The 23,897-nt window shown below is 63.8% G+C and carries 23 protein-coding genes; 8 read left to right on the top strand and 15 right to left on the bottom strand.

The genetic code is table 11. The features are described from left to right. Nucleotides 1–136 precede the first annotated feature (136 nt). From AACY42_RS16500 to AACY42_RS16490, 3 genes are all read left to right on the top strand, one after another. On the top strand, nucleotides 137–400 hold the full coding sequence (locus AACY42_RS16500) for a DUF2790 domain-containing protein (RefSeq protein WP_339480950.1): 264 nt from the start codon (nucleotides 137–139) through the stop codon (nucleotides 398–400). A gap of 200 nt (nucleotides 401–600) precedes the next feature. Further along, on the top strand, nucleotides 601–1,812 hold the full coding sequence (locus tag AACY42_RS16495) for a cytochrome c biogenesis protein DipZ (RefSeq protein WP_339480949.1): 1,212 nt from the start codon (nucleotides 601–603) through the stop codon (nucleotides 1,810–1,812). Between the two features lie 288 nt (nucleotides 1,813–2,100). Next, nucleotides 2,101–2,430, top strand: a complete 330-nt coding sequence (locus AACY42_RS16490) for a hypothetical protein (RefSeq protein ID WP_339480948.1) — start codon at nucleotides 2,101–2,103, stop codon at nucleotides 2,428–2,430. A gap of 4 nt (nucleotides 2,431–2,434) precedes the next feature. Here AACY42_RS16490 and AACY42_RS16485 read toward each other — a convergent pair whose 3' ends face one another. Next, nucleotides 2,435–4,300, bottom strand: coding sequence for a sigma-54-dependent Fis family transcriptional regulator (locus AACY42_RS16485; RefSeq protein ID WP_339480946.1), 1,866 nt, complete (start codon nucleotides 4,298–4,300; stop codon nucleotides 2,435–2,437). A gap of 342 nt (nucleotides 4,301–4,642) precedes the next feature. Here AACY42_RS16485 and AACY42_RS16480 point away from each other — a divergent pair, with 342 nt between their 5' ends. From AACY42_RS16480 to AACY42_RS16460, 5 genes are all read left to right on the top strand, one after another. Next, complete coding sequence (locus AACY42_RS16480; protein ID WP_339480944.1) at nucleotides 4,643–5,716, top strand: ATP-NAD kinase family protein; 1,074 nt, start codon at nucleotides 4,643–4,645, stop codon at nucleotides 5,714–5,716. A gap of 2 nt (nucleotides 5,717–5,718) precedes the next feature. Continuing rightward, nucleotides 5,719–6,696, top strand: a complete 978-nt coding sequence (locus AACY42_RS16475) for a thiamine pyrophosphate-dependent dehydrogenase E1 component subunit alpha (protein ID WP_339480942.1) — start codon at nucleotides 5,719–5,721, stop codon at nucleotides 6,694–6,696. Nucleotides 6,697–6,732: 36 nt separating this feature from the next. Further along, a complete protein-coding gene (locus tag AACY42_RS16470; RefSeq protein WP_339480940.1) occupies nucleotides 6,733–7,749 on the top strand; it encodes an alpha-ketoacid dehydrogenase subunit beta in 1,017 nt (338 codons plus the stop codon). Continuing rightward, nucleotides 7,749–8,861: an acetoin dehydrogenase dihydrolipoyllysine-residue acetyltransferase subunit gene (locus tag AACY42_RS16465; protein WP_339480938.1), complete on the top strand. Its 1,113-nt coding sequence runs from the start codon at nucleotides 7,749–7,751 to the stop codon at nucleotides 8,859–8,861. The genes AACY42_RS16470 and AACY42_RS16465 overlap by 1 nt, the downstream gene beginning before the upstream one ends. Before the next feature lie 84 nt (nucleotides 8,862–8,945). Then, on the top strand, nucleotides 8,946–10,010 hold the full coding sequence (locus tag AACY42_RS16460; protein ID WP_339480993.1) for a 2,3-butanediol dehydrogenase: 1,065 nt from the start codon (nucleotides 8,946–8,948) through the stop codon (nucleotides 10,008–10,010). 69 nt (nucleotides 10,011–10,079) lie between these two features. Here the strand turns inward: AACY42_RS16460 and AACY42_RS16455 are convergent, their stop codons facing one another. From AACY42_RS16455 to AACY42_RS16390, 14 genes are all read right to left on the bottom strand, one after another. Continuing rightward, nucleotides 10,080–10,634, bottom strand: a complete 555-nt coding sequence (locus AACY42_RS16455) for a DinB family protein (protein WP_339480936.1) — start codon at nucleotides 10,632–10,634, stop codon at nucleotides 10,080–10,082. 193 nt (nucleotides 10,635–10,827) lie between these two features. Next, nucleotides 10,828–11,745 carry a dihydrodipicolinate synthase family protein gene (locus AACY42_RS16450; protein WP_339480934.1) on the bottom strand — a complete coding sequence of 306 codons (918 nt, stop codon included), beginning with the start codon at nucleotides 11,743–11,745 and terminating at the stop codon, nucleotides 10,828–10,830. 281 nt (nucleotides 11,746–12,026) lie between these two features. Then, on the bottom strand, nucleotides 12,027–12,749 hold the full coding sequence (locus AACY42_RS16445; protein ID WP_339480933.1) for an amino acid ABC transporter ATP-binding protein: 723 nt from the start codon (nucleotides 12,747–12,749) through the stop codon (nucleotides 12,027–12,029). Then, on the bottom strand, nucleotides 12,742–13,392 hold the full coding sequence (locus AACY42_RS16440) for an amino acid ABC transporter permease (RefSeq protein ID WP_339480931.1): 651 nt from the start codon (nucleotides 13,390–13,392) through the stop codon (nucleotides 12,742–12,744). Before AACY42_RS16440 ends, AACY42_RS16445 begins: the two co-directional genes overlap by 8 nt. A gap of 12 nt (nucleotides 13,393–13,404) precedes the next feature. Next, nucleotides 13,405–14,070, bottom strand: a complete 666-nt coding sequence (locus AACY42_RS16435; RefSeq protein WP_339480929.1) for an amino acid ABC transporter permease — start codon at nucleotides 14,068–14,070, stop codon at nucleotides 13,405–13,407. Then, the gene (lhpI, locus tag AACY42_RS16430; RefSeq protein WP_339480927.1) at nucleotides 14,063–15,841 is read right to left on the bottom strand and encodes a cis-3-hydroxy-L-proline dehydratase; all 1,779 of its coding nucleotides are present in this window, start codon (nucleotides 15,839–15,841) and stop codon (nucleotides 14,063–14,065) included. Before lhpI ends, AACY42_RS16435 begins: the two co-directional genes overlap by 8 nt. Nucleotides 15,842–15,851: 10 nt before the next feature. Next, nucleotides 15,852–16,670 carry an ABC transporter substrate-binding protein gene (locus AACY42_RS16425; protein ID WP_339480925.1) on the bottom strand — a complete coding sequence of 273 codons (819 nt, stop codon included), beginning with the start codon at nucleotides 16,668–16,670 and terminating at the stop codon, nucleotides 15,852–15,854. 234 nt (nucleotides 16,671–16,904) lie between these two features. Next, nucleotides 16,905–17,654 carry an AraC family transcriptional regulator gene (locus tag AACY42_RS16420; RefSeq protein ID WP_339480923.1) on the bottom strand — a complete coding sequence of 250 codons (750 nt, stop codon included), beginning with the start codon at nucleotides 17,652–17,654 and terminating at the stop codon, nucleotides 16,905–16,907. Between the two features lie 275 nt (nucleotides 17,655–17,929). Then, on the bottom strand, nucleotides 17,930–19,186 hold the full coding sequence (locus AACY42_RS16415) for an FAD/NAD(P)-binding oxidoreductase (RefSeq protein WP_339480921.1): 1,257 nt from the start codon (nucleotides 19,184–19,186) through the stop codon (nucleotides 17,930–17,932). Continuing rightward, complete coding sequence (locus AACY42_RS16410; RefSeq protein ID WP_003202550.1) at nucleotides 19,183–19,419, bottom strand: 2Fe-2S iron-sulfur cluster-binding protein; 237 nt, start codon at nucleotides 19,417–19,419, stop codon at nucleotides 19,183–19,185. Before AACY42_RS16410 ends, AACY42_RS16415 begins: the two co-directional genes overlap by 4 nt. Before the next feature lie 227 nt (nucleotides 19,420–19,646). After that, nucleotides 19,647–20,762, bottom strand: a complete 1,116-nt coding sequence (locus tag AACY42_RS16405) for an NAD(P)/FAD-dependent oxidoreductase (protein WP_339480920.1) — start codon at nucleotides 20,760–20,762, stop codon at nucleotides 19,647–19,649. Beyond that, nucleotides 20,759–21,691, bottom strand: coding sequence for a 4-hydroxyproline epimerase (locus tag AACY42_RS16400; RefSeq protein ID WP_339480918.1), 933 nt, complete (start codon nucleotides 21,689–21,691; stop codon nucleotides 20,759–20,761). The genes AACY42_RS16405 and AACY42_RS16400 overlap by 4 nt, the downstream gene beginning before the upstream one ends. A 112-nt stretch (nucleotides 21,692–21,803) precedes the next feature. Beyond that, nucleotides 21,804–22,475, bottom strand: coding sequence for a GntR family transcriptional regulator (locus AACY42_RS16395; protein WP_339480917.1), 672 nt, complete (start codon nucleotides 22,473–22,475; stop codon nucleotides 21,804–21,806). A 229-nt stretch (nucleotides 22,476–22,704) separates the two neighbouring features. Continuing rightward, nucleotides 22,705–23,871, bottom strand: a complete 1,167-nt coding sequence (locus AACY42_RS16390) for an MFS transporter (RefSeq protein WP_339480915.1) — start codon at nucleotides 23,869–23,871, stop codon at nucleotides 22,705–22,707. Nucleotides 23,872–23,897: the final 26 nt, after the last annotated feature.

Raw genomic sequence — 23,897 nt, 5'->3', positions numbered from 1 at the left:
TGCGCGACGGATACACAGCGATGCAAAAAGCCACCTGGCTCGATACAGGCGTGATACCTGGGCGGCATTCAATGGCGCCCATCGAGGCAATACAGCAGGCCTCGGCAGATAAACCCCATTGAATCGAGGAGCTCCCATGAACCGCCAAGCCATTTACGCCGCCTGTCTTTTTGCTGCTCTGAACATTTGCACGCTGTCGGCCCGGGCCGAAAGCAACGTTCAGGCGCAGACCTACACCTACGGCACCCACCTGGACATCCAGAAGGTGCTGTCCCTTAGCGAAGACGCCAACCCGGCCTGCGGTGTGGTCAACGCCCAGATGACCTACCTGGATTCGGCAGGCCACAAGCAGGCGCTGGACTATCGCAAGCTTTCCGATAACTGCAGTAACCAGAACTGACCTTCTTTTGTGACGAGGGAGTGCTCCCGCTGGGCGTGTGTAGGAGCTGCCGGAGGCTGCGATCTTTTGATCTTTCGCTTGAGATTCAAGTGTTTTTGGAAAGATCGCAGCCTCGTTGCACTCGACAGCTCCTACGCCCCAGCGGGAGCAGGCTCCCTCGCCATGGGGTTTACGTCAGCCTTTTATATTGAGGTGTTGCCATGCTTCTGATCGCTTTTCTCGGCGGGATCCTGACGATCCTCAGCCCCTGTATTCTTCCAGTGGTGCCGTTTCTGTTTGCCCGGGCCGATCGCTCCCGTGGCTCGGTGCTGCTGACCCTTGGCGGTATGGTGCTGACGTTTGCCCTGGTCGCCAGCCTGGCAGTAGTCAGCAGCGAGTGGGTGCTGCGAGCCAGCAGCGTCGGCCGGCAAGTCGCCTTGGTGGTGATGGTGGTGTTTGCCTTGTCACTGATCTTCAGTCGGGTCGGCACCTGGTTGGCGCGGCCGCTGGTCAGCCTGGGCAATCGCCTGGACGCCGGCGCCGGGCGGATGGCCGGGCCTGTGGCTTCAGTGCTGATCGGGGTCGCCACCGGGCTGCTCTGGGCACCGTGCGCCGGACCGATACTCGGGGTGATCCTGACCGGGGCCATGCTGCAAGGCGCCAGCGCACAAACCAGCCTGTTGTTGCTCGCCTACGGCCTGGGCAGTGCCTTGTCCTTGGGAACGCTGATCCTGGCCGGGCGCGGACTGGTCGGACGCCTGAAACTCTCGCTGCCGATCACCACCTGGTTGCGCCGGGGAACGGGAGCGCTGGTGTTGCTGGCGGCCGTGGCGATCGGCACCGGTGCCGATGATCGTCTGTTGGCCAGTACCTCTTCCCAAGGGGCTGCGACCTTGGAGCAAAGCCTGCTCAAGAATGTACCCAAGGCCATCGATTACGTGGTCAGCAAGGCTGGCGCAAGCGCCATGCCGACCCTCGACGCCCTGGGGGCCATGCCTTCGCTGGACGGTGCGGTGCAGTGGTTGAACTCACCCCCGCTGAGCAGCGAATCACTCAGGGGCAAGGTGGTGCTGGTGGACTTCTGGACCTACGACTGCATCAACTGCCAGCACACCTTGCCCTATGTGAACGGTTGGGCGAAGAAGTATGAAAAGGACGGATTGGTGGTGATCGGTGTCCACACCCCGGAGTACGGCTACGAGAAAATCATCGACAACGTGCGCGAACAGGTGCGCAAGCTGGACATCCACTACCCGGTGGCGATCGACAATCAGTATGCGATCTGGCGCGCCTTCAACAACCAGTATTGGCCGGCCCATTACTTCATCGATGCCAAGGGGCAGGTGCGCTACAGCCACTTTGGCGAAGGACGCTATGGCGAACAGGAACAGGTGATCCAACGGTTGTTGCAGGAGGCAAAGACGGGCCAATGACCCCTGTGCTCCCGCAGAGTCAAGGAGCCGTGTGGAACTGTGTGGAACTGTGTAGGAGCTGTCGAGTGCAACGAGGCTGCGATCTTCCCCTAGACACTTGAGCCTCAAGCGAAAGATCAAAAGATCAAAAGATCGCAGCCTTCGGCAGCTCCTACGCAAACCCAGCGGGAGCAAGCGCCTTCGTCACAGGCGTGCATGAGAATTCGAGAATGGCGTGAAAATGCTGGCCCCTTGCTCAGTTACATACAGTCAAACTTCTTTCTTTTCAGAAAGTTGGGCGACAAACCTATGCGTATTTCTATGTGGGTCGTAGCGACATTTCTCCTGGCCGCCGTCTCGTTTGAGGCCCGGGCTCGGGCGCTGACGCAAAACCAGCAGTCGGTGTGCCGCTGGGGGGCGGACATCGCGGCAGGGGCGCAGGCGTCGAAGCTTTCTGGCGTCAGCCTGTACGGTGCGCGCAAGAAGCTGCAAGTGCGCAAGTTTGCCCGACCCTGGATGCGCATGACCGCCCTGGGCATTACCGAGCAGACCTACAACAGCGCCTCGCGTCTCAAGCCGGTCGCGGTCAAGCAGACCTACTACGAACAATGTGTCCGCCATGAACGGGCACGACGATAGGCCCTCAGGCCGGGCTGCGGCCTGGCATCTCGATGCCATGCAGGTTTACCCGTCGATACAGGGTCGCCCGGGAAATGCCCAGGGCCCGGGCGGCGGCGGTGGGTTTCCAGCGGTGACGCACCAGGGCATCGAGCAGTGCCTGGCGTTCCGGGCTGGCGCTCGGCTCCGGCCCGTGATCGGCGGCGTCTGAGCGATGCATTGACTCGGGCAGGTGGCTGAGCTGGACCACGTTGGCTTCGCACACCGCGCACGCATAGCGCAGCACATGGCGCAACTGGCGCACATTGCCCGGCCAGCGATAACCGAGCAGGCATTCCAGGGCCGCGCTGCTCAATTGCACTGTTGCCCCGCACAGCGCCGCCTCCTCGGCAAGAATTCGATTGATCAACACCAGCCGGTCGCTGCGTTCGCGCAACGGTGGCAGCTGGAAGCGCGCGCCGCCGAGGCGGAAATACAAATCTTCGCGAAACTCGCCGGCGGTCACCAGGGTCTCCAGGTCGCGGTGGGTGGCGCAGATCACCTGGATGTCCACGGCCTTGCGGCGGGACGCGCCCAGTGGCGCCACTTCACCCTCGGCCAAAACGCGTAGCAGGCGGGTCTGCAAGGCCAGCGGCATGTCGCCGATTTCATCCAGGAACAAGGTGCCGCCATCGGCCTGTTGCAACAGGCCCTGCATGCCTTTGGCCGAGGCACCGGTGAAGGCGCCGGCGACATAGCCGAACAATTCGCTTTCGATCAGGCTTTCGGGAATAGCGGCGCAGTTCAACGCCACGAAAGGGCGATCACGGCGCTGGCTGGCCTGGTGCAACTGGCGGGCGAACACTTCCTTGCCGGAACCGGTTTCGCCCTGGATCAGCACCGGCAGGTTGCGATCTTTGACCCGCACCGCCAGGCGCAGGCTGTCGGCCAGGCGTGGATCGATTTCCAATGGGGTCATCACCACCCGCGGACGCGCGCTGGCCCGCTGGCGTGGCGCGCTCAAACGCCCGTGCATGGCGTGATCAAGCGAGCAGAGGCTTTCGTCCCGGGCACGGTGCAGCAGTTGCTGGTCGAACACCTGGCCGATGTGTTGCGGCAACTGCCCGTAATGGTGCAGCAGATACTGGCGGGCGGCCGGGTTCAAGGCTTGCAGGCAACCGTCATCGTCCCAGGCGAACAGGAAGTCCGGCTGGCTGTCGACGTAGCCGGCGTTGCGATGGGCCCGCAGCACCCAGTAACCCTGGGCGCTGCTCATGAAAAACGCCTGTTCGATCTCCCGGGCGCTCTGCACCACCATTTGCCGGATCAGGTGCTGCGAGCGCCGATCATCCGGCGAGCGCACCGCCGAGACGTCCAGCACACCGAGCAATTCACCCTGGGGATCGAAGACCGGTGCGGCGGAGCAGGTCAGGCCAATGAACGCCGCTCGGAAATGGTCGCGCTTGTGCACCGTCACCGGGGCCTTGGCCGTGAGCACCGCCGCCACGCCGCAAGTGCCTTCCTCGCCCTCCGACCAACAGGTGCCCAGGTACAGCCCGGCCTTGCGGCAGTCATTGCGAATCGTGGTTTCCACTCGGTAGTCGATGGTCTGGCCCTGGGCATCGGTCAGTAGCACGCAGTAGTCGGCATCGCGGACCCGGCCATGCAGGCGCGCCACTTCTTCGCTGGCGATATTGAGGAACAGCTCGGAGCGCTCACGGCATTGCTTGAGCACGTCCTGGGACAGGATGCGCGGACCCTGCAGCGAACCGGGGTCCAGGTGATGTTGCTCCATGGACCGGCGCCAGGAGTCAAGGATCAGGTCCGGGACGGGCAGTTGTGGCAATTGGTTCGCGTTTTTCACCACGCGGCTGACGCAATCCACGTGCGCCCGGGAGTGAGCGGAAAGCATAGGGGCCTCCGATTCAGCTTCTTATCGTTGTGCGCACATTAAGCGCCGTTCGCCGGATGCAGACAAGCTCGACGGGTTGTTCGAGCGGTGTGAGACGCCACGTCTCAGTGTCTCGCCGCAACCTCGTGCAGGCTGACATGGGGCGTCTCACCGGGGCTCGGTTAGGTTCATCGAAAATCACGGATGGACCGCTCTGTTCCGGTCGTTTCGGGGTTTTTTCCTGTAACTGGCACCGCCCTTGCTCTACCTCTGGGGCCCGCCCGACGGGGCATCCAATAATAACAACGAGGTGTCTATGGTTTCCTGCCCAGGCTGTTTGTCTGTCCCATCCACGGTGGCGTCATGAGTCGCCGGCCATTGACCGTGGGCATCATCGCCAACCCCGCGTCGGGCCGTGACGTACGGCGCCTGACCGCCAATGCCGGGCTGTTCTCCAGCACTGACAAGGTCTCGGTGATCCAGCGCTTGCTGGCCGCCTTCGGCGCCACTGGCATCGAGCAGGTGTTGATGCCCACCGACATGATTGGCATGGCCGCCGCCGTGCTGAAGAACAGCCACAGCCGCCAGGCCCGACGCAGTCACTGGCCGGCCCTGGAGTTTCTCGACCTGACCCTGCGCCAGACCGTCGAAGACACCCGCCGGGCCGCGCGTCTGATGGCCGAGCGCGAGGTGGCGCTGATCGCCGTGCTTGGCGGCGACGGCACTCACAAGGCGGTGGCCGCCGAAGTGGGGGACATCCCGTTGCTGACGCTGTCCACCGGCACCAACAACGCCTTTCCCGAACTGCGCGAGGCCACCAGTGCCGGTTTGGCCGGAGGCTTGTACGCCAGTGGCCGGGTACCGGCCCAGATCGGCTTGCGCCGCAACAAACGCTTGTTGGTCTGCGATGCCGGACGTGGCTTGCGCGAAGTCGCCCTGGTGGACGTCGCCGTGTCGCCGCTGCGGTTTGTCGGCGCCCGGGCGATCAGTCGCGCACAGGACCTGGCCGAAGTCTTCGTGACCTTCGCCGAACCGCAATCCATTGGCCTGTCGGCGCTGTGCGGCTTGTGGTTTGCGGTGTCACGCCAGGCACCGGGTGGCGCCTGGATGCGCCTGGACCCGCAATCACCCGAAGCGCTGCTGGTGCCGCTTGCGCCAGGGCTGCTGCAAGGCTGTGGCGTGCTCGCCGCCGGGCCCCTGGAACCTGGCATCGCCCACGGCCTGTCCCTTTCCTGCGGCACCCTGGCCCTGGATGGCGAACGGGAAATCGAATTCAACGCGCAGGACCGGCCCACGGTCACCCTTGATGCCGGGGGGCCGCTGAGCATCGACGTCAACGCGGTGCTGGCCTACGCCGCGCAACACCGTTTGCTGGCCATCGGCCGCGAACACCCGCAACACCCTCTGAATCTTCAAGAAGACACCCCAGGAGAATAAAAATGTCGACACCGCTCACCCACGATCAACTGCTGCACGCCTACCAGGTGATGCGCACCATCCGCGCCTTTGAAGAGCGCCTGCACGTGGAATTCGCCACCGGCGAAATTCCCGGTTTCGTCCACCTGTATGCCGGCGAAGAAGCCTCGGCCGCCGGCGTCATGGCCCACCTGGGCGATGACGATTGCATCGCGTCCAACCACCGTGGTCACGGCCATTGCATCGCCAAGGGCGTGGATGTCTACGGGATGATGGCCGAGATCTACGGCAAGAAAACCGGTGTCTGCCAAGGCAAGGGCGGTTCGATGCACATCGCCGACTTCGAGAAGGGCATGCTCGGCGCCAATGGCATTGTCGGTGCCGGCGCGCCGCTGGTGGTGGGCGCCGCGCTGGCGGCCCGGCTCAAGGGCACCGACAGCGTCGCCGTGGTGTTTTTCGGCGACGGCGGCTCCAACGAGGGCGCGGTGTTCGAGGCCATGAACATGGCGTCGGTGTGGAACCTGCCGTGCCTGTTCATCGCCGAAAACAATGGCTACGCCGAAGCCACCGCCTCCAATTGGTCGGTGGCCTGCGATCACATCGCCGACCGCGCGGCCGGGTTCGGCATGCCCGGGGTGACGGTGGATGGCTTTGACTTCTTTGCTGTGCATGAGGCCGCCGGAGCCGCCGTCGAACGCGCCCGTGCCGGGGAAGGGCCGTCGCTGATCGAGGTCAAGCTGACCCGCTACTACGGCCACTTCGAGGGCGACGCCCAAACCTATCGGGCGCCCGACGAGGTCAAGCATTTTCGCGAGAACCAGGATTGCCTGATGCAGTTCCGTGAGCGCACCACCCGGGCCGGTTTACTCACCGCCGAGCAGTTGGACCAGATCGACAAGGACGTGGACATGCTGATTGAAAACGCCGTGTACAAGGCCAAATCCGATCCCAAGCCCTCCGCGGCGGACCTGCTGACCGACGTCTACGTCAGCTATCCCTGAACGCCCCCCTGAATAACAACAATAGAGACTTCCATCATGGCGAGAAAAATCAGCTATCAGCAGGCAATCAACGAGGCCCTGGCCCAGGAAATGCGCCGCGACACCAGCGTCTTCATCATGGGTGAGGACGTGGCCGGTGGTGCCGGCGCGCCCGGTGAAAACGACGCCTGGGGCGGCGTGCTCGGCGTTACCAAGGGGCTTTACGACCAGTTCCCCGGACGCGTGCTGGACACGCCGCTGTCGGAAATCGGTTATGTCGGCGCGGCGGTCGGAGCCGCCACCTGCGGCGTGCGTCCGGTGTGCGAACTGATGTTCGTCGACTTTGCCGGGTGTTGCCTGGACCAGATCCTCAACCAGGCGGCGAAATTTCGCTACATGTTCGGCGGCAAGGCCTCCACGCCCCTGGTGATCCGCACCATGGTCGGCGCCGGCCTGCGCGCCGCCGCCCAGCATTCGCAGATGCTCACGTCCTTGTGGACGCACATTCCGGGGCTCAAAGTGGTGTGCCCGTCATCGCCTTACGACGCCAAGGGCCTGCTGATCCAGGCGATCCGCGACAACGACCCGGTGATCTTCTGCGAGCACAAGTTGCTTTACAGCATGCAGGGCGAGGTGCCGGAAGAGCTCTATACCATTCCCTTTGGCGAGGCCAACTTCCTGCGCGACGGCAAGGACGTGACCCTGGTCTCGTACGGGCGCATGGTCAACACCGCGATGGACGCGGCGCGCAACCTGGCTGGGCGGGGCATCGACTGCGAGGTCATCGACCTGCGCACCACCAGCCCGCTGGACGAGGACAGCATCCTGGAAAGTGTCGAGAAGACCGGACGCCTGGTGGTGATCGACGAGGCCAACCCACGCTGTTCCATGGCCACCGATATTTCCGCGCTGGTGGCGCAGAAAGCCTTTGGCGCACTCAAGGCGCCGATTGAAATGGTCACCGCGCCGCACACCCCGGTGCCGTTTTCCGATGCCCTGGAAGACCTGTACATCCCTGACGCGGCGAAGATCGAACAAGCCGTGCTCAACGTGATCGAGTGGAGCAAGCGCTGATGAGCCAGATTCATACCCTGACCATGCCCAAGTGGGGCTTGTCGATGACCGAGGGCCGGGTCGATGCCTGGCTCAAGGAGGAGGGCCAGGCCATCACCAAGGGCGATGAAGTGATGGATGTAGAGACCGACAAAATCTCCAGCAGCGTCGAAGCGCCGTTTTCCGGAATCCTGCGCCGCCAGATTGCCCGCCAGGACGAAACCCTGGCGGTCGGCGCCTTGCTCGGGATTGTCGTCGACGGTGAAGCCAGCGATGCCGAGATCGATGCGGTCATTGAGCAGTTTCAGTCGACGTTCGTGCCCGGCGATGCGGCCGATGAAGACAGCGGGCCGAAACCGCAGAAAGTCGAGTTGGACGGCCGGGTGATCCGCTATTTCGAGCGGGGTGAGGGCGGCACGCCACTGTTGCTGGTGCATGGTTTCGGCGGCGACCTGAACAACTGGCTCTTCAACCATGAGGCGTTGGCCGCCGGGCGTCGGGTGATTGCGCTGGATCTGCCGGGCCACGGCGAATCTTCGAAAAGCCTGCAACGCGGCGACCTGGAAGAACTGAGCGGCGTGGTGTTGGCCTTGCTCGATCATCTGGACATCAACGCTGTGCATCTGGTGGGGCATTCCATGGGGGGGGCGGTATCGCTGAATGTCGCACGCCTGATGCCGCAGCGGGTCCGGTCGCTGACCTTGATCGGCAGCGCTGGGCTGGGCGCGCAGATCAACGGCAGCTACCTGCAAGGTTTTGTCGAAGCGGCCAACCGCAACGCCCTCAAGCCGCAACTGGTGCAACTGTTTTCCAATGCCGAATTGGTCAACCGCCAGATGCTCGACGACATGCTCAAGTACAAGCGCCTGGAGGGCGTGGACGTGGCGCTGCTGCAACTGTCAGCGACGCTGTTCGCCGACGGCCGCCAACAGGTGGATTTGCGCGAGGTGGTGCAGACCGGCCACGTACCGACTCTGGTGATCTGGGGCAGCGATGACGCGATCATCCCGGCGGTCCACAGCGACGGGCTGAGTGCCCAGGTCGAGGTGCTGTCCGGCCAGGGCCACATGGTGCAGATGGAAGCGGCCGAGCAGGTCAACCGGCTGATCCTCGGGTTCATTGAGCAGCACTGATCAAGCGGACGGCGACATGCGTCGTCGTCCCTACAAACTTCTGGAGACAACGTTATGAACGTTTCAATCACGCCGACCCGCAGTATGCGCGCCGCCGTCTGGCATGGCCGCAACGATATCCGCGTCGAAGACGTGCCACTGCCGGTTTCGCCGCCCGCCGGTTGGGTGCAGATCCGCGTGCAATGGTGCGGCATCTGCGGCTCCGACCTGCATGAATACGTGGCCGGGCCGGTGTTCATCCCGGTGGACGCGCCACACCCGCTGACCGGGATCAAGGGCCAGTGCATCCTCGGCCATGAGTTCTGCGGCGAGATCGTCGAACTGGGCGCCGGCGTCGAAGGCTTCACTGTCGGTGAGCCAGTGGCGGCGGACGCCTGCCAGCACTGCGGCACCTGCTATTACTGCACCCACGGGCTCTACAACATTTGCGAGAACCTGGCCTTCACCGGGCTGATGAACAACGGTGCGTTCGCCGAACTGGTCAACGTCCCCGCCAACCTGCTTTACAAACTGCCCGCCGATTTCCCGGCCGAGGCCGGTGCGTTGATCGAGCCCTTGGCGGTGGGCATGCATGCGGTGAAAAAGGCCGGGAGCCTGCTGGGCCAGAACGTGGTGGTGGTCGGCGCCGGCACCATCGGCCTGTGCACCATCATGTGCGCCAAGGCCGCCGGAGCGGCCCAGGTGATTGCCTTGGAAATGTCCGGTGCGCGCAAGGCCAAGGCCCTGGAAGTCGGGGCCAGCCATGTGATCGACCCGAACGAATGCGACGCCCTGGCCGAAGTTCGGCGCCTGACCGCTGGCCTGGGGGCCGATGTCAGTTTCGAATGCATCGGTAACAAGCACACCGCGAAACTGGCCATCGACCTGATCCGCAAGGCGGGCAAGTGTGTGTTGGTGGGCATTTTCGAGGAACCGAGTGAGTTCAACTTCTTTGAGCTGGTCTCCACGGAGAAGCAAGTGCTGGGCGCGCTGGCCTACAACGGTGAGTTCGCCGATGTGATTGCCTTCATCGCCGACGGACGCCTGGACATCTCCCCACTGGTGACCGGACGCATCCAGCTGGAGCAGATTGTCGGCCAGGGCTTCGAGGAGTTGGTCAATAACAAGGAGCACAACGTGAAAATCATTGTGTCTCCCGCACGGATCTGAGAGCGCCTGATGTGGGCGATTGGCGATGGCCGGCAGCGGCCATCGCATTTTTTCGGCCAGGGGAGACGTTCAGTCCGGCCGATAGTCTTGCCAGACGGTCCTTTCGTTGAGTTGCAGTTGCTGCTCTTCTTCCTGCCGAAACGTACGGTCGCAGTCGAGGAAGAACTCATCGAGCTGCGGTGGCTTGATGCTGGCGCCACTGAGCATCGAGTGCACCTGGCCGCGGTGATGGACCTGATGTTCGAACAGGTGCAACAGCAGCCGGTCGATTCGTTCGCGCACCACACCGTCGACACGCACCAGCTCCACGGAGCGGGCGAGGTTTTTCTCCCGCAGGGCTTGGCAGAACGCCACCAGCCGTTGATCGGTTTGGGTTTGGCTTTGCTTCAGTTGGGCAAAGGCCAGGGTTTCAGAAAAGTCCTTTATCTGCCCGTCGCGGTCGCCTTCCAGGGCGCAGAGGTAATAGCGGTCCACTTCCAGGATGTGGCAAAGCGTGGCTTGTATGGACGGGAAGAACCCCGTACGCGGCGCGTCGTATTCGGCCTTGCTCAATTGCGCGCAGGCGCTGAGCAGCCTGTGGTTGGCCCATTGATTGTTCAGGGCCTGGGCCAGGAAATAGTTCATGGGAAGCCTCGTCAATACTCTGTGGGAGCGAGCCTGCTCGCGATTGAGTCGGCACATCCAGCATAGCCGGCTCAGGCAGACCGCTATCGCGAGCAGGCTCGCCACAGGTTGAGTCGCATGGGTTCACTCTTGTGTATTCACCACAAAACCCTTTGGGAGCGGACTTCATCTGCCTTGCGGGTTAGGTCGGACCTTAAAGCCCTACCTCCGGCAACACCGGCCGATTGGCCATGGCCTTGGCCATGATCTGCTCCACATACACCCGGTCCGCTTCCGGCAGCGCCAGACGGGGTGGGCGGGTGAGGGCGCTGCCACGGCCGGCGATGGCTTCGCACAGCTTGATGCATTGCACCAGGTCGGCGCGGGCGTCCAGGTGCAGGATCGGCATCAGCCATTCATAGATCGGCAGCGCTTCGGCGAAGCGTCCGGCGCGGGCCAGACGGAAAATGGTCTCACCTTCCTGCGGGAACACATTGGACATGCCCGAGACCCAACCTTCGGCCCCCACGGCGAGGCTTTCCAGCACTACGTCATCGAGGCCTGCGAACAACACAAAACGGTCGCCGACTTCGTTGCGCACGTCGATGAAGCGCCGGGTGTCACCGGAGGAATCCTTGAAACACACCACGTTGTCGCAATCGGCCAGGGAAATCAGGATGTCTGGTGTCACGTCATTCTTGTAGATCGGCGGGTTGTTGTAGACCATCAACGGCACGTCGGCATGCCGGGCCACGTAGCGGAAATGCTCGGCGGTCTCGAATGGCTTGGAGCCATAGACCAGCGCCGGCATCAACATCACCCCGTCGACGCCGACCTTGCGCACCGCGTTGGCCACCTTGGCGGCTTGCACGCTGGTGAATTCGGCCACGCCGCAGATCACCGGCACGCGGCCACGGGAAGCGTCTACCGCGACTTCGGTCACGGCGATCTTTTCCTCGGCGCTTAAGGAAGTGTTTTCCCCCACCGAGCCGCAGACCACCAGGCCGGAAACACCGTCACGAATGACGTTGGAAATCACTTGGTGGGTTTTTTCCAGGTTGATGGAAAAGTCATCGTTGAATTGGGTGGTGACGGCAGGGAAGACGCCGCTCCAGTTGATGCGTTTGCTCATGGGTTATCTCCGGTTTTGATAGTGCTTTTGTGGCGAGGAAGCCTGCTCCCGCTTTGCCTGTAGGAGCTGTGTAGAAGCTGTCGAGTGCAACGAGGCTGCGACCACTTGAGTCTCAAGCGAAAGATCAAAAGATCGTCCGAACGCGGCCCGAGCCTTCGCCAGCGCCTACAGAGCCCAGCGCGAGCAAGCTCGCTCCCACAGGGTTTTGTGGTGGACACATGGATTGGGCTGTGTACACAAAACCAATGTGGGAGTGAGCTTGCTCGCGATGAGGCCATCGGCTATTTCACCGACTTGAGGAACGCCGCCGTCTGCGGCTGCACCGGATTGCCAATCACCTGGTCCGGCGGCCCGATCTCATGGACTTGGCCATTGCAAAAAAACGCCACGCGGTCGGACACGTCTCGGGCGAAGCGGATTTCGTGGGTCACCAGCACCATGGTCATGCCGTCTTCGGCGAGCATGCGCATGGTGTCCAGCACTTCGCCCACCAGTTGCGGGTCGAGGGCCGAGGTGGCTTCGTCGAAGAGCATGTAGTCCGGCGACATCGCCAGCGCCCGGGCGATGGCCATGCGTTGCTGTTGGCCGCCGGAAAGTTTGCCGGGGAAGGCCTTGAGTTTGTCTCCCAGGCCCACATGCTCAAGCTGTTGCACCGCCAGCGCCTCGGCGTCCTGTTGGCTCTTGCCCAGCACCTTGCGCGGCGCCAGCATCACGTTTTCCAGCACGCTCAGGTGGGGGAAGGCGTTCCACTGCTGGAACACGATGCCGATCTTCTGCCGCAGGTGATTGAGGTCGGTGGCGCGGTCATGGACCTCGATGCCGTCCACGCGAATGCTGCCTTTCTGGATCGGTTCCAGGCCGTTGATGCACATCAGCAGGGTCGACTTGCCGGAGCCGGAACCGCCGATGATCGACACCACTTCGCCCTTGTCCACGGTCAGGCTCACACCCTTGACCACTTCCAGGTCACCGAAGGATTTGTGCACGTTTTCGATCTCAATCATTTTCCTGCCACCTTCTCTCCAGACGTGCGCCAAGGCGGGCGACCACCAGGCTCATGACGTAGTAAATGAGGCCCGCGATGCACAGCACCAGCAGGGGTTCCTGAATGCGCGTGACGATGGTTTGCGATGCCCGCAACAATTCGACGATGCCGATCCACATCACCAGCGCGGTGTCTTTCATCACGCCCAGCACCAGGTTCAGCCAGCCGGGAAAGGCCACCCGTGTGGCAACTGGCAGGACGATGAACCGCAGGTCCTGCACATAGCTCAGGCCCAGCGACCGACTGGCCCGGCGGGTGCTCAACGGCACCGCGAGCACACCACTGCGGACGATTTCGGTGAAGTAAGCGGCGGCATAGACGCCAAGGACGATGCAGCCGACGGCGAAGGCGCTGAGGTTCAGCCCGACGATGCTCTTGAGGGCGTTGAACAGCACGAACTGGATCAGCAGTGGCACGCTGCGAAAGGCATCTAATACCCAGGCCAGGGGCAGGCTGGCCCGCGGTAACAACGCCCGCAACAGGCCGAACAGCAGACCGGCCAGGGTGCCCAGCAGGATCGACCATACGGTCAGTTGCAGCGTGACCCAGGCCCCCTCGAGCAAATACAGCAGGTCGTTAACGCTGAGGCTTGTTGAAAACATGACGCACCCTCCTCAATAACGAAACAAGCGCCAGGAAAACAGCCGGGCCAACCCGACGATCAGCTTGGCGATCAGGTAATACAGCACCGCCGCGAGGGCGAAGTATTCGAAGGTGCGGAAGGTCTTGACGTTGTATTCCTGGGTGACACCGGTGAGGTCGTTGTTCAGACCGACGACCACCCCCAGGGACGTCATCAGCACCGCCCAGACCATCTGGTTGGTCAACGGGTAGAACACGATGCGCAACAGTTGCGGGACGATGATCATCCGGTACGCCTGGAAGGCGCTCATTCCCAAGGAGCGGGCGGCGCGCATTTGCGTACCGGGCACGGCCTTGAGGCCGCCACGAAAGTTTTCCGCCAGGTAGCCGGCGTTGTTGAAGGTGATTCCGGCCAGCAAGGCCAGCCAGGAACTGACGTGCAGCCCGAGGGAGCCGAGGCCGAAGTAGAGGATGTAGATCTGGAACAGCGAGGGCGTGTTGCGGGCGATGGACACCCAGCCATCGCCTACGCCCCGCAGCACGCGATTCGGGGTCTGGCGCATGACCGTCAGCACCAGGGCGATCAGCACACCGAAAATCATCGACAGCGCGGCGGTCTCGAACGTCACCCAGGCCCCGGCGAGCATGTCAGGCAGGGCGCGCAAGGCCGGGCGCCATTGGAAGCTGTAGTCAAACATAAGTCGGGCTCCCGGTGCGGGCGGTGGGTTGCAGCCATGTCGGCGGCCGGCCGCGAGTCGTGGCGGTGCACGCGGCCTCGACGCAATCGGCGAGGGCAGCAAAGTGCACCCCACGCCCGACCAGACCCGGTGCGTAGTGGGCGTATTTACCGGAGTTGGTCATCAGCGTGGTGGCGTGGGGCGGGATCACCGGTTCGCCCAACATGCACCAGCAAGTGTCGGTCACCAGCACCGCCCCGAAAGTCTCGATGGTAGCCAGATACCCGGCTTTACGGGCCTGCTCCAGCACTGTCCGGCCGCAGGTGATCGTCAGCACCACATACGGATGCTTGACCCGGCCCACGCACAAGGCCGCGAGGGCGGCGAATTCGCTGAGGGAGAAATGCGGGTTACCCAGGGACACCACGTCCACCCAGTTGTCCCGTGCACTGTTGAGCTCACGCCAACTGGCAAGCAGGCCGGCGGTATCGACGCTTTCCTGCGGCAAGGTGACGTCCTTCTCCAGGACATCGGCCGGGTCGAGGGCTTCCGGCGTTACCCCGGCGATGTGGAACAACGGCGCGGCGCTGGCGGTGGCGAACGCGGCACCAAAGGCTTTGAGGTCGTCCAGGGTGGGCGCGGCGTGTTCCAGCCCACGTATCAGCGGGATGCGCCGGCCCGCCAGGCTACCGATGTGATAGCCCAGCAGTGGATAGAAACTGTCATCCACCTGACCCAGCGCCGGCACGTCGACGATCAGCCGGGCCTTGCGCGGGTCGTCGAGATGGCAGCCGGTCAACGGTGCCCGTCCGCACAGGGCGATGCAGATGTCGAGGAAGTCCGGGTACTTCTGCGTGCGCGCGCCCAGCACGCTGTTGGCGTAGACCACCGCGTTGGACTCGGCCCAGACGATCTGTTCGCCGGCCTTGGGCGCGGTGTCCAGCAGGTAGGGGGCGCAGGTGAAGCTCAGTTGAGCGCCCATCGCCATGTAGGCATCGCCCAGGGCACTGGCCGGCTCGCCCAGGGCCGGATCGACGCCCAGTTCCCGCCAGCGACGCTGGTCCACGGAGATGGAATTGAGGGTGGTGGGCACACGTACCTTCGCCCCCCACTGCACCAGTTGTTCGGCAAAGCGCAGGCTGGCCGGGCCGGTGTAGATGCAGCCGTCGATGTGGGCCTGGGTCACGTCCAGCAGTTGCGTGGCGCCCTGGATATCGGCCATGCGCAGCACGATTTGCATTGCCACTTGGGCGGCCTTGCCGTGGCTGCCGTCGAGCAACGCCCGGTCCTGTTCGCTCAGTTCCAGGGTCGAGGATGTGGGCGGCTGAAGCGTCGTGTCAGCACCTTGCCAACCGTCGTTTGGGGGGTGGCCAAACAGTGTCAGGACGTCGCCTTCCAGGCGCACGAAACCCTGGCCGCGCAGCCCATTGAAGGCCTCGTGCCCCACGCACACCACCGGCAGCGAGCGCTGGAAAATCACCTGCGCCACCAGCACGCCGAGGGTCAGGATTTCATCGGCTTCGGCGAGCACCAGGGCCGCGGGTGCATGGCCGTTGCTGATCAGTTCCATCAAGACGCTGCTGCCGGTGCAGGAGCCGCGCCCGCTGGGAATGGCCAACACACGCCCGGCCAGGCGCTGGCCACTCAAGGGATGGTGGCGGTCGATGACCTCGCCGCTGGCCGGATCGACCCCGCCCCAGAAACTCAGCCCCACCTCGGCGAACAGCAGGGCGCCCTGGGCGGCACCTTCCACCAGGCTGCGGCCTTTCACACGGACAGGCGTGTTTGGCATGCGCCGATCCTCAGTAATAGACCTGGGGAACGGTCAGGTTGGCCGGCGCAATGTCGGTGCCGACCCATTTGACGAACAGTTCGTTGTAGCGGCCGGTGCGCACCTGCTGGTTGACGAACAGGTTGAGGTAGTTGAGCAGACCGTATTCGCTACGCTTGGCACCGAGGGACACGTAGTCGATGACGTAGGGCGCGTCACCGGCGATCTTCAGGCCCTTGTACTTGCCCGACTTGAGGGTCGCGGCGGCCACGGTGTTGGTCGCCACGGTGGCATCGATGTGCCCTTGGGCGACCGCCAGCAAGGTGTCGTTCTGCGATTGGTAGGCGCGGAAGCTGCCGCTACCCCAACGCTTCTGGTCCTTCTCCAGGGCGATGGCTTCGTAGGTGCTGCTGGTGTTGCCCAGGGCTTTGCCCTTGAGGTCGGCGTAGCTGTTGATGCCGGTGTTGTCGCGGGTCAGCACGACCATCTGGAAGGCGAAGTAGGGCACGGTCAAGCCCACGGTCTTGGCCCGCTCCAAGGTGTCAGACGTGGAGGCGACGATGACATCGGCGCGGCCGGACAGCAGCGCGGGGATTCGGTCGGAGAACGGGGTTTCCACCACTTGGGCATCTACACCGAGGACCTTCGCCAGATCGTTGCAATAGTCCACGTCGAAGCCCGCCGGTTTGTTGCTTTCGTCGCGAAAACCCATCGGGGGGAAGTCCAGCGTCACGGCGCAACGCAGCTTGCCCGAGCCGATGATCTCATCGAGCTTGTCGGCGTGGGCGTGGGCGATGAAAAGCGGGCTGAGGACAATGCTGAGGGCGACCGCCAATGCAGGGTTTTTCATAAATGCCTCGCTGTCGAATAAATGCGGTGAAATATCACATTAAGGATTTCGTATACGATATTAGATAAGCAATCGGCGTGCCTGTTTCTGGCAGAGCCGCAGCAATGCCACCGCAGGGCTGGCCTAGAGGCTTTCATGCCGGGCGCTAACAAGCAGGGCAAGGAGATGGTGCTGGGGCGGCGTGTTACAGATGGGAGCAACCACGGGGCCCGACGCCCCATCAGGGAACAAGGATCAGCGTCGTTTTACGCGATATTGGCTGGGAGACAGGCTGGTCAGGGCCCGGAACTGGCGGCTGAAGGCGCTGTGGTCGGTGTAACCGCAGCGCAGGGCGATCTCGGTGATTGGCAGGTCGTTGTCGAGTAACAGTCGCGAGGCTTCCTCCAGTCGTGCCTTGTGAATCATCTGCCGCGGCGTGAGTTGGAAGATGCGTTTGCAGTGCCGCTCCAATTGCGCCACCGACAATTCGGCAATGGCGGTCAGCTCGGCAAGGCTGATGGGGCGGGCGAAGTGGTGCTTGATGTGGGCCTCCACCGCCGCCAGTTTTTGGAACGCCGGATGGCTTGATTGCGGCAGTTGCAGGTCGCGGGAAATGCCGGCCAGGCCGACGATCTGGCCATTTGGATCGTGCAGGGCGAGCTTGTGAGTCAGGCACCATACGGGCTGGTTACCGTAATACAAATGCAGTTCGAGCTGGTCGGCCAACTCCCGCCCGCTGGCCAGCACCCGACGATCCTGTTCGGTGTACAGCGGGCCGAAGCGCTCGGGGAACACCTGGTCGGCGCTGAGGCCGAGCAGGTCGGCGCTGTGTTTGAAACCGCAGCGCCGGGCCAGGGTCTGGTTGACGAAGGCGTAGCGGGCCTGCTTGTCCTTGATGAAAAACACCACGTCCGCGAGGGTGTCCAGCAGCGGGGCGATGGGCTGCAGGCTGCGCAGCAGGGTGTCGAGGTCGCAGGGGGCTAAGGACGTGAGTGAGGGGTACATGGCCGGCGTTGTCTTTTTTGTGGGAGCGATGGCGCAGTGTCAGTCGAAAATGTAGTGCCTGTCACGCCGCCATCGCGAGCAGGCTCGCTCCCACAGGGTTCCGGCGTGTTCACAGATCTGGGGGTTATGGCAATCCCCTGTGGGAGCCGAGCTTGCTCGCGATGACGGCGGCACAGGCAGCATCTCTACCAACTGACCCACCGCTATCGCGAGCAAGCTCAGCTCCCACAGGGGATTTGTGGTGAGTACAGGTCAGAGTGGGATGTGTGTCGGGTTCAGGTGGGAGGGGTTTCTTCCAGGTTCAGCAAGGTTTCGATCCGCGCCGGGCTGAAGGGTGGGCGAGGTGTGGGCGGTGTCCAGCCGAACAGGTGTTCCAGGGCGGCGCCGCACACTCGGCCCTGGCAGGCGCCCATGCCGCAGCGGCTTGCCAGTTTTGCTTCGCGCCAGTTTTCGTGGCCGACCAGTTCGCCATACGGCACGTCTTCGCAGCGGCAGACCAAGGTGTCAGCCGTGGCCAGGGTCTTGAGCCGTGGATCGAGGGCAAAGGCCTTGTTCAATGCCCGGGCGAAACCCTGCCAGCGTGCCCGGCGCGGCCACAGTCGCTGGGCGGCTGCGCTATTGCCGACGGCGGCATGGCCGGCGATGGCGCCTTCCACCAGCGCCAGTTCGCTGCCACCAAAACCGGTGCATTCGCCTGCCGCGTAATGTTCATGGCGAGTGGTTGCTTGCCAGGCGTCAATCGCCAGCGCCTGGTCTTTAACCGCGCAGCCCAGGGCCTGGCCTAATTGGGTATTGGGAATGAGCCCAAAGCCGCAGGCGAGCCGGTCGCAGGCCAATTCAATCGTCTTGCCTTGCTGATGCAAGCGCACGCCCTCCAGCCGTTCCCGACCGAGCGCTTCCACCACATGGGTGTCGGTGCGGTACTGCCGGTCGAACAGACTGAACGATTGGAAAAGCTTCCCCGGCCAGCGCGGCAGTTGTGCGGCGAAGCCGGCGACAGCGGTGCGACTGGCCTGCTCGGCGATGCGCAACACCTGTGCGCCTTGATGCTTCGCGGTGGCGGCGCTGGCCAACAGCAAGGGGCCGCTGCCGGCGATGACCAGCCGTTCGCCGCGCACCGGCACGCCGCCCTTGATCAGCGCCTGCAAGCCGCCAGCACCGGTCACGCCGGGGAGTGTCCAGCCGGGAAACGGCAGCAGCCGTTCGCGGGCACCGGTGCAGAGAATCAAGCGCTCGTAGCTGATCTGCCAGCCGCGCTCGGCATCTTCGACCAGCAAGGTTTTATCCGCTGCGCAGGCGATCACGCGGGTGCCGGCATGGCAACGTACGTTGGCGCAGGTTTGCAGTTGCGCGCGCAGGTGTCGGGCGGCGCTCGGCAGGTTGGCCTGGGGGCCGTCGCGCCAGATCTGCCCGCCGGGCAGTGGGTTATCGTCCAGCAGCACGATGCGCGCGCCGCTGCCGGCTACGGCGAGGGCGGCGGCCATGCCAGCGGGGCCGGCGCCAATGATCAGCAGGTCGGTGGTTTCGTTCATGGTCGGGTCTGCACCTGCATGCCGTCATGGCACAGGGTCTGGCAGGCCAGGCGTCGACGGCCGTCGATCAGCACCCGGCATTCCTGGCAGATGCCCATGCCGCATAAGGGCGCACGGCGCTGGCCGCTGACCGAGGTGCGACTGCACCCATCCGCGCCCAACGCCAATGCTGCCGCGACGCTGGTGCCGTTGGCAACCGAGAGTGGGCGGCCGTCCAAAAACAAGTCAGGCATGGGGACAATCCTCCTTGGCTAAGCGGATGCCTTGAGCACACCCAGAACCTGTGGCGAGGGAGCAAGCTCGCGCCGGGCCTGTAGGCGCTGCCGAGCGGAGCGAGGCTGCGATCTTTTCCCTGATAGCTCGAATCTCAAGCGAAAGATCAAAAGAACGCAGCCTTCGGCAGCTCCTACGGTGCCCAGCGCGAGCTTGCTCCCTCGCCACAGGGGAAGTGTATCGGGCTTCAGGCATGGGCCGGTTCTCCCAAAAAACGCTGCGGCAGATAAGGCAGCGCGGCCAGAGGTGAGGTTTCGTCGAACAGCTGCGCGACCAGCAGGTCGGCCGTTGCCGGCGCTGTTGTCACGCCCAGGCCTTCGTGACCCACCGCCAGCCACAGTCCCTGGCGCTGTGGGTGTTGGCCCACCAGCGGCAAGCCGTCGGGGCTTGCTGCACGAAAACCGGTCCAGGCCCTGATGCCGTTCAGAGGCGCCAACCCTGGCACGTATTCGACGGCGCGCTTGAGCATCTTCGCCAGCATCCAGCCTTCCACCTGCGGATCGACGGTGCCGAACTGCCGCGAGGCGCCGATGAACAATTGCCCTGTCGGGCGCGGCTGGATATTGCACGCCACCGACGGTCCGCTGGCGTTATGGGCGCTGGTGACGTAGCCCAGTTCCACCAGGGTGTGGGTGACAGTGGCGGGGTAGCGATCGGTGATCAGCAGGTGGCCCTTCTTCGGCACGATCGGCAGTTCGGGGCACAATTCAGTGGCCTGGATGCCATTGGCGAGAATCACCGCTTCGGCGCTCAACCAGCGACCGTCGTCGAGGCGCACGCGATGACCGTCGACTTCGCTGACCTGCGCCCGTTGCTGGCGAATGTTGGGCGCGTCCAGCATCCAGCGAGCGGCCGCCGGGGCGTAGAGGATGCCATCGCCCTTGATCAGCAGCCCACCTTCCAGCCCCGGGCGCAGCTCGGGTTCTCGCTGACGCAGGGTGGCATGGCCGATCAATTCACAGGCTTCGCCATGGGCCAGCAGGTTCAGGTATTTGCTATGGGCCACCGCCATTTCTTCGGCATTGGCCGCCAACCACAAGGTGCCGTTGTTGCGCCAGGCGCAGCCGTCGGGCAGGGCTGGGGCCAGCTCGCGCCAGCGCTGCAGGGAATATTGACTCAGGGCCAGCTCCGCGGGGTTGTCATCGAGCACCAGCAGGTGCCCCATGCCGGCCGCCGTGGCGCCGTGCCAACCGGCGTCCAGCACCAACACGTTGACGTTGCGTCGGGCCAGCGCCTGGGCACAGGCGGCACCGATGATGCCCGCGCCAATGATGATCACATCGGCGACATGGCCCTCGCTCACGGACGAATGCCCCAGGAGAACGGGTCATCGGCTTCAATGATCAGTGTGGTTTCGGCACTGATGTAGGCTCGGCCGCGGATGGTCGGCACGATGCGCTCGCCCGAACGCTCGTAGGAACCCTCGAACTCGCTGCCAATGACACTGGCCTGGCGCCAGATCTGCCCGGGTTGCAGTTTTCCATCGGCCGCCAGGCACGCCAGTTTGGCGCTGGTGCCGGTGCCACACGGGGAGCGGTCATAGGCCTTGCCCGGGCAGAGCACGAAATTACGGCTGTCGGCTTGCGGGGCGTCGGCAAACAGTTCGATGTGGTCGATCAGGCCGCCGTCCTCGCCGCGAAAACCTTGCTGCTCCAAGGCTTGCTGCACGGCGTAGGTGTAGGCGGTCAACGCGTCGAGGTTATCGCCGGCCACGCGTTGGCCATGTTCGGCGACCAGGAAAAACCAATTGCCGCCCCAGGCCACGTCGCCCACCACCGGGCCGATGCCGGGCACCTCCAGGGCCAGGGCCTTGCGGTAACGGTAGGCCGGCACGTTGCGCACGCTGACCGAGCGGTCTTCGTGCAAGGTTGCTTGTACCGTGCCCACCGGGGTTTCGATGCTGTGCACGCCGGGGCCGATCCGGCCCAGGTGGGCCAGTGACGCCACCAGGCCGATGGTGCCGTGGCCGCACATGCCCAGGTAGCCGCTGTTATTGAAAAAGATCACGCCGGCACAGGCGCTGGGGTCCACCGGCTCACAGAGCAGCGCCCCCACCAGCACATCGCTGCCCCGGGGTTCGAGCACGCAGGCGCTGCGCCACGCGTCGTGTTCCGTGGCCAGGCGTTGCTTGCGCTCGGCCATGCTACCCGGGCCCAGGTCAGGAAAACCGTCGGTGACCAGTCGGGTCGGTTCGCCGCCGGTATGGGAATCGATCACGGTGATGCGTTTCATGGGAGGGCCACGTCCGTTCAGATGAGTGACGGCAAGCGTGGCCCGCGCCGGGGGGCGACGGCTTGATGGATTTATCTGCCGTCGATGACGAAATCAGCACAGTGCCAACCGATCAATGGCTTGAAGGCAGGAACTTGAACAAGGTTTCGCAGACGCCGGCGATGTGTTCGTCCAGCAGCTTCACCGCACGCTCGACGTCGCCGGTGCGACAGGCCTTGATGATTTCCCGGTGCTCGTGATCGGCGCGTTCCTTGCCCGCCGACAAGCTCATCTGCATGCGCAAGTAGCGCTCCAGCTTGTCGTGGACCGAGCGGATCAGACTCACCATGAAGGGCCGTTGCGCCGGTTCGTAGAGGCAGGCATGCAACTGCCAGTTCAGTTCGGCCCAGCGCCCTACGTCATCTTCACCGACGAACTCCTGGCAGATGCCTTCGGCGCGGGCGAAGGTGTCCTCGGTCATGTTGGGGATCGCCAAGCGCAGCACTTTGTCTTCCAGGAGCATGCGCACCTCGAACATCTGCGCCAGCTCCGCCTCGGAAATGCGCGTCACCATCGCCCCGCGATTGCGCTGGAACATCACCAGGCCCTCGGCCTCCAGGCGTTTGAGGGCTTCGCGCACGGGGATCTTGCTGACGTTGAACTGCCGGGCGATGTCATCCTGGCGAATGGGCTCGTCCTCGGCAAAGTGGCCGGCCACGATGGCGTCGCGCAGGTGGCGGGTGATGATTTCCGAGGTGGAAGGGGTGTTGCCCAGGTCAGGCAGGTTGAACTTGGATAAAGTCACGGCGGCGGGTCGTTCGGCTTAGGTGGGGATATGGTATACGACTTTACCGGGCGCGGTGTTCCGGGAAGGCGCTGCGTAGGAGCTGGCGAAGCCTGCGATCTTTTGATCTTTCGATCTTTCGCTTGAGATTCAAGTGTATTGGGAAAGATCGCAGCCTCGTTGCACTCGGCAGCTCCTACACAGCTCCTACACGCAGCTCTTACACAGCTTCTTGGCAAAGGGGTTGTGTTCAGCCGTGGGACAGGTGGCTCACATAAGCCTCGGTCCGGACGATGCGCCATCCGGTAACAGACGCCCCCGCCAGCAGCGCCAGGCCGAAGACGATCAATGCCACGTCAGCGCCGAAATGATCGGCCAATAACCCGGTCACCACCACCGGGATGCTGAACCCGACATAGGCGAACAGGAAGAACCCGGCGCTGACCCGGGCCTTTTCCGTGTCGGCCATGGCCGTGACGGCTGACAACCCGCCCAGGTACAGGAAACCGTAGCAAGCGCTGCTGGCGCCCAGTGCTCCGAGCAACACGGCGAGCAGGGAGCCGGCGCTCGCGCCCCAGGCCAGCAGCGCGTAGCTCGCGGGCAGGATCAACAACCCCAAGCCCGTTGCCCTGGCCGGTTGCATGCGCCGACCCCAGGGCTGGAAGAGCAAGCCGCAACTGATGACCGTGAAGGTCGACAGGCCAGACCAACGCTGCAAGTCGTGGGTCGCCAGCACCGACGGCAATATGGCGATGACCAGGCCCGAGGTCGCCCAGGCCAGCAGCATGGAAAAACTGTAGGGCAGGCTGCCCGTGGGAAACAACGGCAGGCGCAGCAAGGGCGCGCTTTTGATTTTCAGCGCTGGGTCCGGTAGCCGCCAGACTACGACGATCGCGATGGCAGCCAACATCAGCTGCAACCAGAAGCTGCCGGGTGTGGCGCTGTGATGGACGAACAGGAACAGACTGGTCAACGCCGCGCCCAGACCAAAGCCCAGGGAGGTGCTGGCGGTGACCCGGTTGGCCGGCGAGCGGGGATCGCGGGTTGCCATGAGCTCGGCCATGTAAGCGGTCGAGGTGGCTGAGGCCAGACCTGTGCCGACCCCCATCATCAGGCGCGCCACACCCAGTGCCTCCAGGCTTGGCCAGAGCAGCGTCACCAGCGTCGCCAGCATCGACAGCCCGAGGGCGACCAGGATCAACGGTTTGCGTCCCACCCGGTCGGCCAGCCCGCCGAACGCCAGCAGGACCGGCAGTACGCCCAGCACATAACCGGAAAACGCCACCGCCGTGGCGCCGGCCCCGTAGCCGGACAACTGCGCGTAGGTGGTGTACAGCGGCGCCTGCAGGTTGACCGCAAGGGTGATCAGGCAGAGGCCGAAAGCCAGCCCCCAGGAATGTCGATGCTGTGGGTTCAAGCGTGTTCCTTAAGGGGGGTATGAAG

The sequence above is a fragment of the Pseudomonas sp. RL_5y_Pfl2_73 genome (assembly GCF_963970515.1).
Lineage (GTDB): Bacteria > Pseudomonadota > Gammaproteobacteria > Pseudomonadales > Pseudomonadaceae > Aquipseudomonas.
This window is presented reverse-complemented; position numbering and strand designations above follow the sequence as displayed.

Coding starts and splice junctions, on each gene's coding strand:
- AACY42_RS16500 (WP_339480950.1), top strand. CDS start 137: ATGAACCGCCAAGCCATTTACGCCGCCTGTCTTTTTGCTGCTCTGAAC.
- AACY42_RS16495 (WP_339480949.1), top strand. CDS start 601: ATGCTTCTGATCGCTTTTCTCGGCGGGATCCTGACGATCCTCAGCCCC.
- AACY42_RS16490 (WP_339480948.1), top strand. CDS start 2,101: ATGCGTATTTCTATGTGGGTCGTAGCGACATTTCTCCTGGCCGCCGTC.
- AACY42_RS16485 (WP_339480946.1), bottom strand. CDS start 4,300: ATGCTTTCCGCTCACTCCCGGGCGCACGTGGATTGCGTCAGCCGCGTG.
- AACY42_RS16480 (WP_339480944.1), top strand. CDS start 4,643: ATGAGTCGCCGGCCATTGACCGTGGGCATCATCGCCAACCCCGCGTCG.
- AACY42_RS16475 (WP_339480942.1), top strand. CDS start 5,719: ATGTCGACACCGCTCACCCACGATCAACTGCTGCACGCCTACCAGGTG.
- AACY42_RS16470 (WP_339480940.1), top strand. CDS start 6,733: ATGGCGAGAAAAATCAGCTATCAGCAGGCAATCAACGAGGCCCTGGCC.
- AACY42_RS16465 (WP_339480938.1), top strand. CDS start 7,749: ATGAGCCAGATTCATACCCTGACCATGCCCAAGTGGGGCTTGTCGATG.
- AACY42_RS16460 (WP_339480993.1), top strand. CDS start 8,946: ATGCGCGCCGCCGTCTGGCATGGCCGCAACGATATCCGCGTCGAAGAC.
- AACY42_RS16455 (WP_339480936.1), bottom strand. CDS start 10,634: ATGAACTATTTCCTGGCCCAGGCCCTGAACAATCAATGGGCCAACCAC.
- AACY42_RS16450 (WP_339480934.1), bottom strand. CDS start 11,745: ATGAGCAAACGCATCAACTGGAGCGGCGTCTTCCCTGCCGTCACCACC.
- AACY42_RS16445 (WP_339480933.1), bottom strand. CDS start 12,749: ATGATTGAGATCGAAAACGTGCACAAATCCTTCGGTGACCTGGAAGTG.
- AACY42_RS16440 (WP_339480931.1), bottom strand. CDS start 13,392: ATGTTTTCAACAAGCCTCAGCGTTAACGACCTGCTGTATTTGCTCGAG.
- AACY42_RS16435 (WP_339480929.1), bottom strand. CDS start 14,070: ATGTTTGACTACAGCTTCCAATGGCGCCCGGCCTTGCGCGCCCTGCCT.
- lhpI (WP_339480927.1), bottom strand. CDS start 15,841: ATGCCAAACACGCCTGTCCGTGTGAAAGGCCGCAGCCTGGTGGAAGGT.
- AACY42_RS16425 (WP_339480925.1), bottom strand. CDS start 16,670: ATGAAAAACCCTGCATTGGCGGTCGCCCTCAGCATTGTCCTCAGCCCG.
- AACY42_RS16420 (WP_339480923.1), bottom strand. CDS start 17,654: ATGTACCCCTCACTCACGTCCTTAGCCCCCTGCGACCTCGACACCCTG.
- AACY42_RS16415 (WP_339480921.1), bottom strand. CDS start 19,186: ATGAACGAAACCACCGACCTGCTGATCATTGGCGCCGGCCCCGCTGGC.
- AACY42_RS16410 (WP_003202550.1), bottom strand. CDS start 19,419: ATGCCTGACTTGTTTTTGGACGGCCGCCCACTCTCGGTTGCCAACGGC.
- AACY42_RS16400 (WP_339480918.1), bottom strand. CDS start 21,691: ATGAAACGCATCACCGTGATCGATTCCCATACCGGCGGCGAACCGACC.